Source organism: Streptomyces sp. NPDC001903 (assembly GCF_042891345.1).
Classification (GTDB): domain Bacteria; phylum Actinomycetota; class Actinomycetes; order Streptomycetales; family Streptomycetaceae; genus Streptomyces.
On the sequence record NZ_JBIASZ010000001.1, the window covers coordinates 229,723 to 245,374 of the forward strand.

14 protein-coding genes are annotated in these 15,652 nt (G+C 74.1%); 12 read left to right on the forward strand and 2 right to left on the reverse strand.

The window, feature by feature from the left end; all coding sequences use genetic code 11:
* Positions 1-70: 70 nt before the first annotated feature.
* Together ACFYZS_RS01085 and ACFYZS_RS01090 are read right to left on the reverse strand one after the other, a co-directional pair.
* Positions 71-727 (reverse strand): TetR family transcriptional regulator, encoded by a 657-nt coding sequence (locus ACFYZS_RS01085; protein ID WP_389005506.1) that lies wholly within the window; start codon positions 725-727, stop codon positions 71-73.
* A 137-nt stretch (positions 728-864) separates the two neighbouring features.
* Entirely contained in the window at positions 865-1,080 is a 216-nt protein-coding gene (locus ACFYZS_RS01090) for a hypothetical protein (RefSeq protein WP_389005508.1), read from the reverse strand.
* A 162-nt stretch (positions 1,081-1,242) separates the two neighbouring features.
* On the opposite strand from ACFYZS_RS01090, the gene ACFYZS_RS01095 reads away from it, so the two are divergent.
* The 12 genes from ACFYZS_RS01095 (at position 1,243) to moeZ (ending at position 15,641) form a co-directional block, all read left to right on the forward strand.
* Positions 1,243-2,250: an alpha/beta fold hydrolase gene (locus tag ACFYZS_RS01095; protein WP_389005510.1), complete on the forward strand. Its 1,008-nt coding sequence runs from the start codon at positions 1,243-1,245 to the stop codon at positions 2,248-2,250.
* Between the two features lie 5 nt (positions 2,251-2,255).
* On the forward strand, positions 2,256-3,767 hold the full coding sequence (locus ACFYZS_RS01100; RefSeq protein ID WP_389005512.1) for a DUF3152 domain-containing protein: 1,512 nt from the start codon (positions 2,256-2,258) through the stop codon (positions 3,765-3,767).
* Positions 3,768-3,837: 70 nt separating this feature from the next.
* Positions 3,838-3,933 (forward strand): Ms4533A family Cys-rich leader peptide, encoded by a 96-nt coding sequence (locus ACFYZS_RS01105; protein ID WP_311318607.1) that lies wholly within the window; start codon positions 3,838-3,840, stop codon positions 3,931-3,933.
* Positions 3,934-4,159: 226 nt separating this feature from the next.
* Entirely contained in the window at positions 4,160-5,893 is a 1,734-nt protein-coding gene (locus ACFYZS_RS01110) for an ABC transporter substrate-binding protein (protein WP_389005515.1), read from the forward strand.
* On the forward strand, positions 5,890-6,879 hold the full coding sequence (locus tag ACFYZS_RS01115; RefSeq protein ID WP_389005517.1) for an ABC transporter permease: 990 nt from the start codon (positions 5,890-5,892) through the stop codon (positions 6,877-6,879). Before ACFYZS_RS01110 ends, ACFYZS_RS01115 begins: the two co-directional genes overlap by 4 nt.
* Positions 6,876-7,868: an ABC transporter permease gene (locus tag ACFYZS_RS01120; protein WP_389005519.1), complete on the forward strand. Its 993-nt coding sequence runs from the start codon at positions 6,876-6,878 to the stop codon at positions 7,866-7,868. The genes ACFYZS_RS01115 and ACFYZS_RS01120 overlap by 4 nt, the downstream gene beginning before the upstream one ends.
* Entirely contained in the window at positions 7,865-9,520 is a 1,656-nt protein-coding gene (locus ACFYZS_RS01125; RefSeq protein ID WP_389005521.1) for a dipeptide ABC transporter ATP-binding protein, read from the forward strand. The genes ACFYZS_RS01120 and ACFYZS_RS01125 overlap by 4 nt, the downstream gene beginning before the upstream one ends.
* Positions 9,521-9,709: 189 nt before the next feature.
* The gene (locus tag ACFYZS_RS01130) at positions 9,710-11,530 is read left to right on the forward strand and encodes a DUF3492 domain-containing protein (RefSeq protein WP_389005523.1); all 1,821 of its coding nucleotides are present in this window, start codon (positions 9,710-9,712) and stop codon (positions 11,528-11,530) included.
* Entirely contained in the window at positions 11,527-12,426 is a 900-nt protein-coding gene (locus ACFYZS_RS01135; protein WP_389005525.1) for a hypothetical protein, read from the forward strand. Before ACFYZS_RS01130 ends, ACFYZS_RS01135 begins: the two co-directional genes overlap by 4 nt.
* A 159-nt stretch (positions 12,427-12,585) precedes the next feature.
* Entirely contained in the window at positions 12,586-13,662 is a 1,077-nt protein-coding gene (locus ACFYZS_RS01140; RefSeq protein ID WP_389005527.1) for an NAD-dependent epimerase/dehydratase family protein, read from the forward strand.
* Positions 13,650-14,399, forward strand: a complete 750-nt coding sequence (locus tag ACFYZS_RS01145) for a spherulation-specific family 4 protein (protein ID WP_389005529.1) — start codon at positions 13,650-13,652, stop codon at positions 14,397-14,399. The genes ACFYZS_RS01140 and ACFYZS_RS01145 overlap by 13 nt, the downstream gene beginning before the upstream one ends.
* Positions 14,400-14,462: 63 nt before the next feature.
* On the forward strand, positions 14,463-15,641 hold the full coding sequence (gene moeZ / locus ACFYZS_RS01150; RefSeq protein WP_030153487.1) for an adenylyltransferase/sulfurtransferase MoeZ: 1,179 nt from the start codon (positions 14,463-14,465) through the stop codon (positions 15,639-15,641).
* Positions 15,642-15,652: the final 11 nt, after the last annotated feature.

Here is a 15,652-nt window from a genome sequence, read left to right on the forward strand (position 1 = left end):
CCGGACACGCTCGCAGCGAACATCGGGGCAGGCAGCCGCCGGGCCGCGGTCCGGCGGCCCGGTCGCCCGATCAGGCCTGCGGCGGCTGGCCGCCCTCCGTGCCGTGCAGCGGGAAGCCCGCGATGCCGCGCCAGGCCAGCGAGGTCAGCAGCCCCACCGCAGTGTCCCGGGCGACGGGGCTCTCGCTGGAGAGCCAGTACCGGGCCACGACCTGCGAGACGCCGCCCAGGCCCACGGCCAGCAGCATCGACTCGTCCTTGGACAGGCCGGTGTCCTCGGCGATGACGTCGGAGATGGCCTCGGCGCACTGGAGCGAGACGCGGTCGACGCGCTCGCGCACGGCCGGCTCGTTCGTCAGGTCGGACTCGAAGACCAGCCGGAAGGCGCCGCCCTCGTCCTCCACGTACGCGAAGTAGGCGTCCATGGTCGCGGCCACGCGCAGCTTGTTGTCCGTCGTCGACGCGAGCGCCGTGCGCACGGCGAGCAGCAGGGCCTCGCAGTGCTGGTCCAGCAGCGCCAGGTAGAGGTCGAGCTTGCCCGGGAAGTGCTGGTACAGCACCGGCTTGCTGACTCCGGCCCGCTCGGCGATGTCGTCCATCGCCGCCGCGTGGTAACCCTGCGCGACGAAGACCTCCTGGGCCGCGCCCAGGAGCTGGTTGCGTCGGGCTCGGCGCGGCAGTCGCGTGCCCCGGGGACGCGCTGCCTCCGTCTGCTCGATGGCTGTCACGCCGCCTCCCACTTTCTCTAAGAACACAGTGCGCTCTGCGCCGCGCGGCCATCGTACTTTTCGGTAACCGAATCTGTAGGGTCCAAGCCGAGTTTTCTCGCTGTGCGGACCGTGTACGGACTGCCCCAAGACGCTGGTCAGCGGTAGTCGTCCTCGTCCAGTGTCACCACCCGCGCCTGCTCGGCGGCGTCCCCGTCCGCGGCCTCGTCGCGGTCCACCCCGGTGACCCGGTCGTCGTCGTCCGGCTGCAACTCGGCCAGCTGTTCCGCCGCATCGGCCTCGGGCGCCTCGGCGTCGAGGGTCTCCGGAAAGCGCTCCTGGAAGGTGTCCGGCTCTGCGGGGTCGACGGTCATGTGGCTCCCCTTCTTCCCTCGCCCCTCGTGGGCCGGCCGCATCTGTGGCCCGCCTCATCTATGAGCGTAGGAGGATCGCGAATACCCCGCTACGTGGATCCCCATGCATCTGTGATGCCGAACACAAGAGTCCGGACGTGATCGTCTCGTAACATTGGCCGCATGTCTTCGACCGAGCTGCCGGGTGTGCGATCCGCATCCGAAGCGTCCCCCCAGGTGGGAGCCGTCCACGTCGCCGAGGGGGAGCAACTGCGCGTCGCGGTGCTGCCCGGACTGGAGCTCGCCGTCCGGTCCCGGCCCCCGCTGCGCACGGGGCTGCCGCCCGCGCTGTTCGTCCACGGCCTCGGCGGTTCGTCGACGAACTGGACGGAACTCATGGCACGGCTGGAGGACAGCGTCGACGGCGAGGCCCTCGACCTGCCCGGCTTCGGCTGGTCCCCGCCGCCCGCCGACCGCGACTACTCGGTCACGGCGCTGGCCCGCGCGGTCATCCGGCACCTCGACGCCGCGGGCCGCGGCCCCGTCCACCTCTTCGGCAACTCCCTCGGCGGCGCCGTCTCCACCCGCGTCGCGGCCGTCCGGCCCGACCTGGTGCGCACGCTGACGCTCATCTCTCCCGCCCTGCCCGAGCTGCGCGTGCAGAGGTCGGCCGTCCCGACCGCGCTGCTCGCCGTACCCGGGATGGCCTCCCTCGTCGGCCGGCTCACCCGCGGGCTGAGCGCCGAGGAGCGCACCCGCGGGGTGACGGCCCTCTGTTACGGGGACCCCTCCCGGGTGACACCGGAGGGCTTCACGCAGGCCGTCGCGGAGATGGAGCGGCGGATGGCCCTGCCGTACTTCTGGGAGGCGATGACCCGCTCCTCGCGCGGCATCGTCGACGCGTACACCCTCGGCGGGCAGCACGGACTGTGGCGCCAGGCGCAGCGGGTGCTCGCCCCGACCCTGCTGGTCTACGGTGGCCGGGACCAGCTGGTCTCGTACCGTATGGCGCACAAGGCGGCGGCGGCCTTCCGGGGTTCGCGGCTGCTGACCCTGCCCGAGGCCGGGCACGTGGCGATGATGGAGTACCCCGGGGTGGTGGCACAGGCCTTCCTGGAGCTGTTGCACGACACCGACCCGCAGACGCGGGACACGGCGGACATCCGGGACACCGAAGACGGCAGAGGCTGAGGACCGTGGGACGACATAGTCGCAAGGGGCCCGCTCCGGCCCCCGCCCCTGTCCGCCCGGCGCCGGCGCCGCAGGCGGACCCCGCGGAGGCGTCCGCGTACGAGGAGCGGCTGCCGTACGCGGAGCAGGCCCCGTACCCGGAGCAGGCCCCGTACGAGGAGCAGTCCGTCTTCGAGGAGCGCCGCCCGTACGAGGGGCGGCGCGCGTACGACGACGGCCACCGGCCGTACGAGGAGCACCGCCCGTACGAGGAGCAGTGGCCCTCCGGGGAGCAGTGGCCCTCCGGCGGGTACCCCGCCTACGAGGAGCCGCGCGGCGGCCACCCCGAACAGCGCGAGCCCGGCGGAGGCTGGGGCGCGGGTTCCGACGCGGTGTACGGGGACTGGCGCGGCGTACCGCGGGCGCGCCAGTCCCCGTACAGGGCGTCGGCCGCCGCCGTGCTGGACTCCGACACCCCGGCCTTCGGCACCCCCGCGGTCGGCTTCCCGCAGGTGAGCCTGGCCCAGCCCGCCGCCGACCCCCTGACCTCCACCGGCTCGCACGGCCGGGTGCCGGGGCCGCGTACGCCGATGGCCCCGCAGGCGGCGGCCCCGGCCGCTCCGGCGGCGCCCGCCGGACCGCGCCCGCCGGCCGAACCGCTCGCGCCCGCCGCTCCGGCCGAGGAGCCGCCCGCCCCCGGGCGCGGGCGCAAGGCCCGTACGTACACCGGGATGGCCGTGGCGGCCGTCACCACCGCGCTCGCCGTCGTCGTGGCCGTGCAGATGGCCACCGACGGCGACGGCGGCTCCTCTCCCACCGCGAGCTCCGCCGGCGGCGCCCAGAAGCGCGCCGAGCCGGGCGCGTCCGCCGCCTCCCGCTCCGACGGCCGGGCGACCCCGGCCGCGCCCGCGGCGCCGGCCGCGCCCGCGGTCGAGCTGTCGTACGAGCAGAAGATGGCCCAGCAGTTCCCCATCGACGAGAAGCTGAAGGGGTCGGGCACCTTCGACACCGTCCCCGGAGTGGCGCCGGCGCCCGGCAAGGGCAAGAAGATCCGCTACCGGGTCGACGTCGAGCAGGGGCTCGGCCTGGACGCGCAGCTCTTCGCCGAGGCCGTCCACCGCACCCTCAACGACGACCGCAGCTGGGGACACGGCGGCACGAAGACCTTCGAGCGGGTACCGGGCGGCGAGGCCGACTTCGTCATCACGCTGGCCAGCCCCGGCACCACCGGCGTGTGGTGCGCGAAGTCCGATCTGGACACCACCGTCGACAACGTCAGCTGCGACTCCGCCTCCACGGAGCGGGTCATGATCAACGCCTTCCGCTGGGCGCAGGGCTCCACGACCTACGGCGCGGACCAGATGTTCGCGTACCGGCAGATGCTCATCAACCACGAAGTCGGCCACCGGCTCGGGCACGGGCACGTGAACTGCCAGACACCGGGGGCGCTCGCGCCGATCATGCAGCAGCAGACGAAATCCCTCGACATCGGCGGAATCCAGTGCAAGCCCAACCCCTGGGTCTTCCCCGGGAGTTGACCATCGGGAGGTGGTGAACGGCGGAATATCGCGTTGACAACTTGTCCGATGATCGGTAATTGTTCTCCGCATGTCGCACCGCCACACCACCGCCGCGAGCGCCGCCATTGAGCTGGCGCTGCTTGGTGTGACCGCGCACAGCGTGGCCGACATCCTCTGTCGCTGACGCCCACCCGATCGCGCCGCGACTTCTCCTTCTCCCTTCCCTCGCCGCGCCCGGGTGCATCCATGCCCGCAGGCGCGGCTTTCCCGTTCCACCTGCATGCGGCCGTACCCGGGCCGCTGCCGGTTTCCGACCGCTGACCGCTGCCCCTCGCGTGGCTCTCTCCCCCCTTTTGTTCGGCTTCCGAAGCCGAGCGATCCACGATTCACGCCGAGAGGTCCCTTTTCCCATGCTCCGTCAGTCCCAGACATCGCGCCGTGTGGCCGCGGTCGCCGTCAGCCTCGTCCTGGCCGGGGGCGCCGCGGCGTGCGGGCCCAAGGGCGCGGCGGACCAGTCCGGCGCCAAGTCCGGCGCCGCCGGCGGCGCCCCGCAGAAGGGCGGCACCCTGACCGTCCTCAACTCCGAGCCGCAGAACGACTTCGACCCCGCCCGCCTCTACACCTCCGGCGGCGGCAACGTCCCCTCGCTGGTCTTCCGGACGCTCACCACCCGCAACCGCGAGGACGGAGCCGCCGGCACCAAGGTCGTGCCCGACCTGGCCACCGACACCGGCAGGCCGAACGCCGACGCCACCGAGTGGACGTACACGCTGAAGGACGGGCTGAAGTACGAGGACGGCACCCCGATCACCAGCGCCGACATCAAGTACGGCATCGAGCGGTCCTTCGCCGCCGAGCTGTCGGGCGGAGCCCCCTACCTGCGGGACTGGCTGGTCGGCGGGGAGAGCTACGAGGGCCCGTACAAGGACGGCGGCAAGGGGCTCGACTCGATCCTCGTGCCCGACGCGAAGACGATCACCTTCAAACTGCGCAAGCCCGAGGGCGAGTTCCCCTTCGTGGCGACCCAGACGCAGTTCGCGCCCGTCCCCAAGGCCAAGGACACCGGGGTGAAGTACGAGGAGCACCCCGTCTCCTCCGGCCCGTACAAGGTCGTCAAGAACGAGAACGACGGCGAGCACCTCACCCTGGAGCGCAACGAGAACTGGGACCCGAAGACCGACGAGGAGCGCAAGGCCTACCCGGACCGCATCGACGTCCGCTCCGGGCTCGACGCCGCGGTCATCAACCAGCGGCTGTCGACCAGCTCGGGCGCCGACGCGGCCGCGATCACCACGGACACCAACCTCGGGCCCGCCGAGCTCGCGCAGATCGGCAGCAACAAGGAGCTGGAGGGCCGCGTCGGCACCGGCCACTTCGGCTACGTCAACTACCTCGCCTTCAACCCGAAGGTGGCCCCCTTCGACAACCCGAAGGTGCGCCAGGCCATCTCCTACGCGATCAACCGCACCAGCGTGGTCAACGCGGCCGGCGGCTCCGCGCTCGCCGAGCCGGCCACCACCTTCCTGCCCGAGCAGCAGGCCTTCGGCCACACCCCGTACGACCACTTCCCGGCGGGCAAGACGGGCGACCCGGCCAAGGCCAGGGAACTGCTGAAGGAGGCCGGCTTCCCGGACGGGCTGAGCATCACCCTGACCCACTCCACCGCGCAGAACCGGCAGACCAGCCCCGAGGTCGCGACCGCCGTCCAGCAGGCGCTCGCCGCCGCCGGGATCACCGTCAAGCTGGAGGGCCTGGAGAACAACGCGTTCAACGAGAAGCGCTGGGACGCCAAGAACACCCCCGGCTTCTTCCTCTCCCGCTGGGGCGCCGACTGGCCCTCCGGCGGCCCCTTCCTCGCGCCGATCTTCGACGGCCGCCAGATCGTCGCCAACGGCACCAACTACAACCACGCCCAGCTGAACGACCCGGCCGTCAACGCCGAGATCGACGAGATCGCCAAGCTGACCGACCTCACCGAGGCGGGCAAGCGCTGGGGCGCCCTCGACAAGAAGATCGGTGAGCAGGCCCTGGACGTGCCGCTCTTCCACCCGGTCTACAAGCGCCTCGTCGGCAAGGACGTCAAGAACGTCGTCATCAGCGACTGGACCGGCGTCCTCGACATCTCGCAGGTCTCCGTCAAGTGAGCGTCCTCCTGCAGCAGTCGGCCGCGCCGCCCGCGCCCGGGGCCCTCGCCCCGGGCGCGGGCGCCGCGCGCCAGGTCTGGCGGCGGCTGCGCCGGCGGCCCTCGGCCGCCACGGCCGCCGCCGTCCTCGCGCTCCTCGTCCTCCTCGCCCTCGCGGCACCCCTGCTCGCCCGGCTGACCGGCCAGGACCCGAACGCGTACCACGACGAGCTCGTGGACTCGGCGCGCGGCGGCGTCCCGCTCGGCTCCCTCGGCGGGATCTCCGCCGACCACTGGCTCGGCGTCGAACCCGGCACCGGCCGCGACCTGTTCGTCCGGCTGCTGTACGGGGCCCAGGTCTCCCTGCTCGTCGCACTCGGCGCCACCGCCGTGCAGATCCTCGTCGGAGTCGCCGCCGGACTGGCCGCCGCCCTCGGCAACCGCTTCGCGGGTCAGCTCATCGGCCGGCTCACCGACGTGATGATCGCCCTGCCCATGCTGGTGCTCGGCATCGCCCTGACCGCCGTCGTCCCGGCCGACTTCCCGCGGACCCTGCTGCTGATCCTCGTCATCGGACTGCTCAGCTGGGGCGGCACCGCCCGGATGGTGCGCGCCCAGACGCTGGCCCTGCAGGGCCTGGACTTCGTCGCCGCCGCCCGGCTGTCCGGAAACGGCACCCTGCGCATCGCGCGCCGCGAACTCCTGCCGTCCCTGGCCGCGCCCGTCATCACCTACGCGGCGATCCAGGTCCCCACCAACATCGTCGCCGAGGCCTCGCTGTCGTTCCTCGGCGTGGGCGTGAAGCCGCCCACCCCCTCCTGGGGGCAGATGCTCTCCAGCGCCCAGACCTGGTTCCGCGCCGACCCCCTGTACGTCCTGCTCCCGGCCGGGCTGCTCTTCGTCACCGTGCTCGCGTTCACCGTGCTCGGCGACGCCGTCCGCACGGCCCTCGACCCGCGCGAAGGCTCCCGGCTGCGGATCGGCACCGCGAAGGAGGCCGCGGCGTGACCCGCTTCGTACTCGGCCGGATCGGCGGCGCGCTCTTCGTGCTGCTCGCCCTGTCCGTCGCCGTCTACTTCCTCTTCTACGTCGCCCCCGGCGACCCCGCCCGGCTCGCCTGCGGGGAACGCTGCAATCCGGCGCAGGTCGCCCAGGTGCGGTCGCAGCTGGGCCTCGACGACCCGGTGGTCGTCCAGTACCTGCACTTCCTCCAGGGGCTGTTCACCGGCCGTGACTACTCCGGCGGCGCCGGGCTGGTGCTGCACTGCGACGCGCCCTGCCTGGGCTTCTCGTACCAGAACGACCAGCAGGTCACCGAGCTGCTGCTGGACCGGCTGCCGGCCACCCTCTCGCTGGCGCTCGGCGCCCTGGTGATCTGGCTCGTCGTCGGCGTCGGCACCGGACTGCTGTCCGCGCTGCGCCGCGGGGGGCTGACGGAGCGGGCCCTGACCGTACTGACCCTGGCCGGGACCGGGACGCCCGTGTTCATCCTGGGACTGCTGCTGCTCATGGCGGTCTGCGCGTACCTGCAGTGGCTGCCCTTCCCGACCTACGTGCCGCTGGGCGAGGACCCCGAGCAGTGGGCCTGGAACATGCTGCTGCCCTGGATCACGCTCGGCGTCTTCGAGAGCGCCAAGTACGCCCGGCTCACCCGCAGCTCCACCCTGGAGACCCTCGCCGAGGACCACATCCGCACCTTCCGCGCCTACGGGGTGGGGGAGCGGGCGATCGTCACCCGGCACGCGGTGCGCGGAGCGGTCGCCCCGGTGATCGCGCTCAGCGCCGTGGACTTCGGGACGATGATCGGCGGCGCGGTGCTCACCGAGTCGCTGTTCGGGATCCCCGGGCTCGGCAAGACACTGATCGACGGGGTGCGGGTCGTGGACCTGCCGGTGGTGGTCGGCGTCGTCCTGGCCATCGGCACGGCCGTGGTCCTCGCGGGCGCCGTGGCCGACCTGCTGTACGCCCTCGCGGACCGAAGGGTGGCGCTGACATGAGCCGGTTGCTGGTGGAGGTCCGCGACCTCGCCGTGGACTTCCCGGTCGACGGGCCCGGCGGCGGGCCGCGGGAGTACGTACGGGCCGTCGACGGGGTCTCCTTCGCCCTGGAAGCGGGCGGCGCGCTGGGCATCGTCGGCGAGTCCGGGAGCGGCAAGTCCACCGTCGCCGCGGCCCTGCTGGGACTGCACCGCGGGACCGGCGCCCGGCTCGGCGGCTCGGTCCGGGTCGGCGGCACCGACGTCGGCGCGGCCTCGGCCGCCGAACTGCGCGCGCTGCGCGGGGGCACCGCCGCCATGGTCTTCCAGGACCCGCTCAGCTCCCTGGACCCCTACTACGCCGTCGGCGACCAGATCGCCGAGGTGTACCGGGTCCACGCGGACGTCTCGCGGCGCGCCGCGCGGGCGCGGGCGGTCGAGGTGCTGGACCGGGTGGGCATCCCCGACGCGGTGCGCCGCGCGCGGGCGAGGCCGCACGAGTTCAGCGGCGGCATGCGCCAGCGGGCGCTGATCGCGATGGCGCTGGCCTGCGAGCCGCGGCTGCTGATCGCCGACGAGCCGACCACCGCGCTCGACGTCACCGTGCAGGCCCAGATCCTGGAGCTGCTGCACGGGCTGCGCGAGGAGCGCGGGCTCGCCCTGGTGCTGGTCACGCACGACGTCGGCGTGGCGGCGCAGAGCGTGGACGAACTGCTGGTCATGCGGGACGGCGCCGCCGTGGAACGCGGCCCGGCGGGCCGGGTCCTGACCGCGCCCACCGATCCGTACACCCGGACCCTGCTGGCGGCGGTGCCCCGGCTCGACGCCCCGCGGCCGCCGCGGGGCGCGGCCGAGGCGGCCACCGCCGCCGTGCCCGTCGTCGAGGCCGTCGCGCTGCGGCGGGAGTTCGGCCGGGGCCGGCGCAAGGTCGCCGCCGTCGGCGGGGTCTCGCTCTCCGTACGGGCGGGGGAGACGCTGGGCATCGTGGGGGAGAGCGGCAGCGGCAAGAGCACCCTGGGGCGGATGCTCGTCGGCCTGCTGGAGCCCGGCTCCGGAGAGGTCCGCCACGACGGCCGGGCGACCGCGGGCGTGGTCCCCGGGGTGCAGATGGTCTTCCAGGACCCGGCGTCCTCCCTCAACCCGCGCCGCTCCGTCGGCGAGTCCATCGCCGACCCGCTGCGCGCGGCGGGGGAGCGCGACGAGGCCGCGATCCGGGCCCGGGTCGGGGAGCTCCTGGTCCGCGTCGGGCTGGAGGCCGGGCACCACGACCGCTACCCGCACGAGTTCAGCGGGGGCCAGCGCCAGCGGGTGGGCATCGCCCGGGCCCTGGCGCCCCGGCCGCGGCTGATCGTCTGCGACGAACCCGTCTCCGCACTCGACGTGACCACGCAGGCGCAGGTCACGGCCCTGCTGGCCGAGCTGCAGCGGGAGCTCGGGATCGCGCTGGTCTTCATCGCGCACGACCTCGCCGTGGTCCGGCAGGTCAGCGACCGGGTCGCCGTCATGCGGGGCGGCCTGGTCGTCGAGGAGGGCCCGGTCGACGAGGTGTACGACCGCCCGCGGCACGCGTACACCCGGCAGCTGCTGGCCGCGGTCCCGGCGCTGGGCGCCGCCGCACGGGAGCCGGCTGCCCTGTCCGCCCCGGGAGGTGCGGGGGGCGCCGCAGGCGTGTGAGGTACGAGGGCCGTAGGCCCTTTCTAGCGCGCTCGAACGCGGACCGTGGGTGAAAGTTACGACTCTTCACCCCTTCCGGTGGCGCGACGGACAACCGTCCGTCGCGCCTTCGGCATATCCGCTTGAGTTTCCCGCGGCGGGTCACCGGACCACGGCGACCGCCTGAACGGGAGATCGGGGGTGCCACTCGTGCGGATCGGACTGCTCACGGAAGGTGGTTATCCGTATGCGACGGGAGAGGCCCGGCTGTGGTGCGACCGGCTGGTCCGCGGGCTGCCGCAGCACGAGTTCGAGCTCTACGCGCTGAGCCGCAGCGCCGAGCAGGAGGAACGCGGCCGGGTCGTCCTGCCCGAGCACGTCACCCGCGTCTGGACCGCCCCGCTCTGGGCCCCGGCGGACGACGGGCGCACGTACTCCCGGCGTGAGCGCCGGCGCTTCGCCGACAGCTTCAGGGAACTGGTCCGCGGGATCTGCGCGGGCGAGCCGGATCCCGGGTCCTTCGCCGCCGGACTGTACGGACTGGCCGAACTCGCCCGTGAACAGGGCGGGCTGTACGCGGCCCTGCGCTCCGAGACCGCGGTGCGGGCGGTGGAGTCCGGCTGCCGGGCCCCCGGCGCCCGCCGCTCCGTACAGCGCGCCCAGGTGTCCGACCTGCTCGACTTCGTCGACGAACTGGAGCGGCTGCTGCGGCCGTTGTCACTCGACTGGTACGAGGACCTGCGCGAGGTCGACGTCTGCCACGCGGCGGCGGGCGGGATCGCCGCCCTCCCCGGACTGCTGGCCAAACGCTTCTTCGGGGTTCCGCTGCTGGTCACGGAGTACGGGGTCCAGCTGCGGGCCCACTACCTGGAGCACGCGGCCGACCCGGCGCCCGGCGGGGCCGGTGGGATCGGTGGGGCCGGCGGGGCCGGTGGGACCGGCGGGGCCGGTGGGCGGGAAGCCGCTCCGCGGCCCGCCGTACGGGCGCTGCTCTCGGCCTTCCACATGCGGCTGGCCGCCGAGATCTACGCCGAGGCCGACCTGCTCACCCCCGGCAACGCGCACGCCCGGCGCTGGCAGGAGCGCTGCGGCGCCACCCGCGACCGGCTGCGGACGGTGTACCCGGGGATGGAGGCGGACCGATTCGCCACCGTCGGCGAGGACCCCGAGCGCGGGGACCCCGACACCCTGGTCTGGGTCGGCCGGATAGAGCCCGCCAAGGACCTGATCGCGCTGCTGCACGCCTTCGCCGAGGTGCGCCGCGCCGCGCCCGGCACCCGGCTGCGGATCTTCGCGACCGCCGCGGCCCCCGGCTACCTCGCCGACTGCCGCTCGCTCGCCGCGCAGCTCTTCCCCGACGAGGCCGCCGACGCCGTCACGGCCGGGGAGAACCCCGTCACCTTCGAGGAGATCGGCGGGCCCGAGGCCCCCACACCGGCCCACGCCTACGGATCCGGGCGGGTGGTCGTGCTCTCCTCGGTGATCGAGGGCTTCCCGATCACGCTGGCCGAGGCGATGCTCTGCGGCCGGGCCACCGTCTCCACCGACGTCGGCGCCGTGTGCGAGGTCATCGGCGGTACGGGTCTGGTCGTCCCGCCGCGCAACCCGCGGGCCCTGGCCGACGCCTGCCTGTCGCTGTTGCGCGATCCCGAGCGGGCCCAGCGGCTGGGCGCGGCCGCCCGGGCGCGGGCCCTGGAGCTGTTCACCGTCGAGCAGAACGTGGCCGCCTTCCGGGAGATCTACCTCCAGCTGCTGGCCCGCGGACCGGCCCGGGCGGAGGGCGGGGTCCCGTTCGAACAGCCCCTGGAGGCCCGGGTCCCGGGGCACTGGACGAGCCCGACCTGGGCGGAGCCGGGGACGTCTCCCGCCCCGGCCGGGGCCCCCGCCAAGACCCCGGCCCCGGCCCCGGGCGCGGCTCCCGCCGCGGCCACGAGCCCGGCCTCGGGCGCGGCTCCCGCGCGGACTCCGGGCGCCGCGGCCGCGCAGACCCCGAGTACGACCACCACCACGGCCACGGAGGCGACCGTATGACCCTGGACGAAGCCGCCCCGGTCGCCCCGGCTCCCCGCCGCAGGGCCGCGGGGGACCCCGTCAAGACGCTGCTGCACCGTCACCGGGCGCTCTGCGAACGGGCCGTGGACCCGCTGGAGATCGCCGCCGGGCTGGAGGTGCAGGGCATCACCGACCGCACCGCCGCGCGCTTCCGGCACCGGGACGTGTTCTCGCTCGCCGAGGAGCTGTACGCCCGCACCCCGCGCGGGGACGAGCCGGTCGCGCCCACCGCCGCCGTCCGGCCCTCCGACGCCCGGGCCTTACGGGGCTTCGGGTACGCCCTGCTCCCCGGGGCCCTCGCGCTCGGCGCGACCGCCGCCGGGGTGCCGTTCGCGGGCCCCGTCGCCGTGCTCGCCGCCGTCGCCGCCCTGGTGTGGCCCGCCAGGCCCGGGCGGGCCGCCGCCGGCCGGTTCCCCTACGCCGTGCTGCTGCTCGCCGCGGCCGCCGCGGGCTGGGCGGTGTACCGCCACGGCACCGCGCTCGGGGTCGGCCTCGCCCTGGCCGCGGCCCCCGGGCACCTGGTCGGCGCCGTGTTCGCCGCCCGCGCCCGGAGCCGGCTCGCCGCGAGCCGGGCCCTGGAGGACTTCGCCGACCGGGCCCGGCCGCTGCTCGTCGCGGCCGTCCTGGCCTTCGGCGCGGCCGCCGCGGGGGCGGCCGCGCTCGCCGGGACCCCGCTCGGCATCGCCGTGCCGCTCGCCGTGCTGCTGTTCCTGACCCGCCTGCTGCTCGGCCACGGTGCTCCGCGCCGGCCCGTCGCCGCGGCCCTGACCCTCGCCCTGGTCCCGACCCCGCCGGCGGTGTCCGTCGCAGCGGCGGGGCTCCTCGTACACGCCGTCCTCGCCCTGTCCCGGGCGTCCGCGCACGCCCGGCCCTGAGCCCGGCCGCCCCGGCGCTCCCGCCCCGGCCGTCCCACCCCTTCCCGCCGCCTCTCTTCGGAGCGGTACCCGCCCCTACCCCCACCACCCCCGACCCCCCGCCCTTCGACCAAGGAGACACAGGATGACCGGCCAGCCAACCAACCAAGGGGCCGCGCGATGAGGGTGCTGCTGATCGGAGCCAACGGATACCTCGGCCGCTACGTCGCCGACCGGCTGCTCGCCGACCCCGCCGTCCAGCTCACCGCGCTCGGCCGCGGCGACGACGCGGACGTCCGCTTCGACCTCGCCACCGGCAGCCCGGGCGCCCTCACCCGGTTCCTCGACGCCGTCCATCCCGGCGTCGTCATCAACTGCGCCGGGGCCACCCGCGGCGGGGCCCGGGAGCTGACCCGGCACAACACCGTCGCCGTGGCCACCATCTGCGAGTCCCTGCGCCGCAGCGGCTGCGGGGCCCGTCTCGTCCAGCTCGGCTGCGCCGCCGAGTACGGGCCCAGCCAGCCCGGATCGTCCACGGCCGAGGACGCCGTCCCGAGACCTGGTGGCCCGTACGGCGTCAGCAAGCTGGCCGCCACCGAGCTGGTGCTCGGGTCGGGGCTGGACGCGGTCGTCCTGCGGATCTTCTCGCCCGTGGGACCGGGCACCCCCGCCGGATCCCCGCTCGGCCGGCTCGCCGAGGCCATGCGCCGCGCGATGCAGAACGGGGACGGCGAGCTCAAGCTCAGCGGGCTCGGAGTGCAGCGCGACTTCGTGGACGTACGGGACGTGGCGCGGGCCGTCCACGCCGCCTCGCTCTCCGCGGCCCAGGGCGTCGTCAACATCGGCACCGGACGCGCGGTCCGGCTGCGCGACGCGGCGGCGATGCTGGCCCGGGTCGCCGGGTACGGAGGCGCCCTGCACGAGCTGGACGTACCGCAGCAGGGCCAGCACGGTCCGGGACACGGGCAGGGCCACGGACCGGGTCACGGGCCCGGGGCCGGGCACGGGCACGGTCACGGCCACCAGGGCCTCGGCCGGCCGCCGGGGCTCGCCGCCATCGGCTCCCCGCGCTCCGAGGCGACGGCCGAGCAGCTCGCGGCCGGTGCCGTGACGCCCCCGTACCCCTACCCCGACGGCTGCGGCGCCTGGCAGCAGGCCGATGTGCGCACGGCCCGGGACCGGCTGGGCTGGCGGCCCCGGATCAATCTGGAGGAGTCCCTCGCGGACATCTGGATGGAGGCGGCGTGCCGCATCTGACGACCGCGGCCACGGCGGCCGCCGCGACCGAGGCGGGCCGCCTCGGCCTCGGTGTCCCCGGGTACGCCCACCCGCTGCTCGCGCCGGTCGAGTGGGCCGAGCTGACCCGGCCCGGGACCCCGCTGCACTGGACGGTGCTCAACGTCACGGACGGGCCGGGCGGCCGGCCCGACCCGCACTGCACGGAGGCGGCGGGCAGGCTCCGGGAGGCCGGCGGGACCGTGCTCGGCCATCTCGCGATGCGAGACGGTTCCCGCTCGTTCGGCGAGCTGGTCTCCGACGCCCACCGCTTCCTCGACTGGTACCGGGTCGGCGGGTTCTACCTGGCCGAGGCCCCGGCGGACCGGGCCGAGCTGGCCGCGGTGCGCCGGGTCGCCGACACCCTGCGCGGCCTCGGCGAGGGCCTCCGTATCGTGCTGGGACACGGCACGCACCCGTACGAGGGCTACGCGGAGGCCGCCGACCAACTGGTCACCTTCTCCGGGGCGTGGGCCGACTACCGGTGGTCGCAGGTGGCGGAGTGGACCGCCGAGCACCCGCCCGAGCGCTTCTGCCACCTGGTCCACGGGGTGCCTCGGACGCATCTGGAGGAGGCGGTGCGGATCGCCCGCTGGCAGGGCGCCGGCACGATCTGGTTCACCGACCGGGGCGGGGCCGGGGGGCGTGATCCGTGGGCCTCGATGCCCGCGTACTGGGACGAAATCGTCTCGCGGATCGGACCGGGTGTCTCGGAATGAAGAAGGGCGTGGCAGTGTTACGGGAAGAACCACCGTTACGACGTAACCATCTACGGAGTCCCCGTGTCGCTGCCACCCCTGGTCGAGCCAGCTGCTGAGCTCACCGTTGACGAGGTCCGTCGGTACTCCCGCCACCTGATCATCCCGGACGTCGGGATGGACGGCCAGAAGCGCCTGAAGAACGCCAAGGTGCTGGCCGTGGGCGCGGGCGGCCTCGGCTCGCCCGCCCTCATGTACCTGGCCGCGGCCGGCGTCGGCACGCTGGGCATCGTGGAGTTCGACGAGGTCGACGAGTCGAACCTCCAGCGCCAGATCATCCACAGCCAGTCGGACATCGGCCGTTCCAAGGCCGAGTCCGCGCGCGACAGCGTGCTGGGCATCAACCCGTACGTCAACGTGGTCCTTCACGAAGAGCGGCTCGAGGCCGAGAACGTGATGGAGATCTTCAGCCAGTACGACCTCATCGTCGACGGCACGGACAACTTCGCCACGCGCTACCTCGTCAACGACGCCTGCGTGCTGCTGAACAAGCCGTACGTGTGGGGCTCGATCTACCGCTTCGACGGCCAGGCCTCGGTCTTCTGGTCCGAGCACGGGCCGTGCTACCGCTGCCTGTACCCGGAGCCCCCGCCGCCGGGCATGGTCCCGAGCTGCGCCGAGGGCGGCGTGCTGGGCGTGCTCTGCGCGTCCATCGGCTCGATCCAGGTGACGGAGGCCATCAAGGTCCTCACCGGTGTCGGCGAGCCGCTCGTCGGCCGTCTGATGATCTACGACGCCCTGGAGATGCAGTACCGGCAGGTCAAGGTCCGCAAGGACCCCGACTGCGCGGTCTGCGGTCCGAACGCGACGGTCACCGAGCTCATCGACTACGAGGCCTTCTGCGGCGTCGTGTCGGAGGAGGCGCAGGAGGCCGCGCTCGGCTCCACGATCACTCCGAAGCAGCTCAAGGAGTGGATCGACAACGACGAGCCGATCGAGATCATCGACGTCCGCGAGAAGAACGAGTACGAGATCGTCTCGATCCCCGGCGCGAAGCTGATCCCCAAGGGCGAGTTCCTGATGGGCACCGCCCTCCAGGACCTCCCGCAGGACAAGCGCATCGTCTTGCACTGCAAGACGGGTGTCCGCAGCGCGGAAGTCCTCGCGGTCCTGAAGTCCGCGGGCTTCGCGGACGCGGTCCACGTGGGCGGCGGCGTGATCGGCTGGGTCCACCAGATCGAGCCCGAGAAGCCGGTCTACTAGAGCCGGAGCGC

What these genes read in the sequence shown, in the direction of transcription:
- ACFYZS_RS01090 (WP_389005508.1), bottom strand. Translation starts at nt 1,080, where the DNA reads ATGACCGTCGACCCCGCAGAGCCGGACACCTTCCAGGAGCGCTTTCCG.
- ACFYZS_RS01095 (WP_389005510.1), top strand. Translation starts at nt 1,243, where the DNA reads ATGTCTTCGACCGAGCTGCCGGGTGTGCGATCCGCATCCGAAGCGTCC.
- ACFYZS_RS01105 (WP_311318607.1), top strand. Translation starts at nt 3,838, where the DNA reads ATGTCGCACCGCCACACCACCGCCGCGAGCGCCGCCATTGAGCTGGCG.
- ACFYZS_RS01110 (WP_389005515.1), top strand. Translation starts at nt 4,160, where the DNA reads ATGCTCCGTCAGTCCCAGACATCGCGCCGTGTGGCCGCGGTCGCCGTC.
- ACFYZS_RS01125 (WP_389005521.1), top strand. Translation starts at nt 7,865, where the DNA reads ATGAGCCGGTTGCTGGTGGAGGTCCGCGACCTCGCCGTGGACTTCCCG.
- ACFYZS_RS01135 (WP_389005525.1), top strand. Translation starts at nt 11,527, where the DNA reads ATGACCCTGGACGAAGCCGCCCCGGTCGCCCCGGCTCCCCGCCGCAGG.
- ACFYZS_RS01140 (WP_389005527.1), top strand. Translation starts at nt 12,586, where the DNA reads ATGAGGGTGCTGCTGATCGGAGCCAACGGATACCTCGGCCGCTACGTC.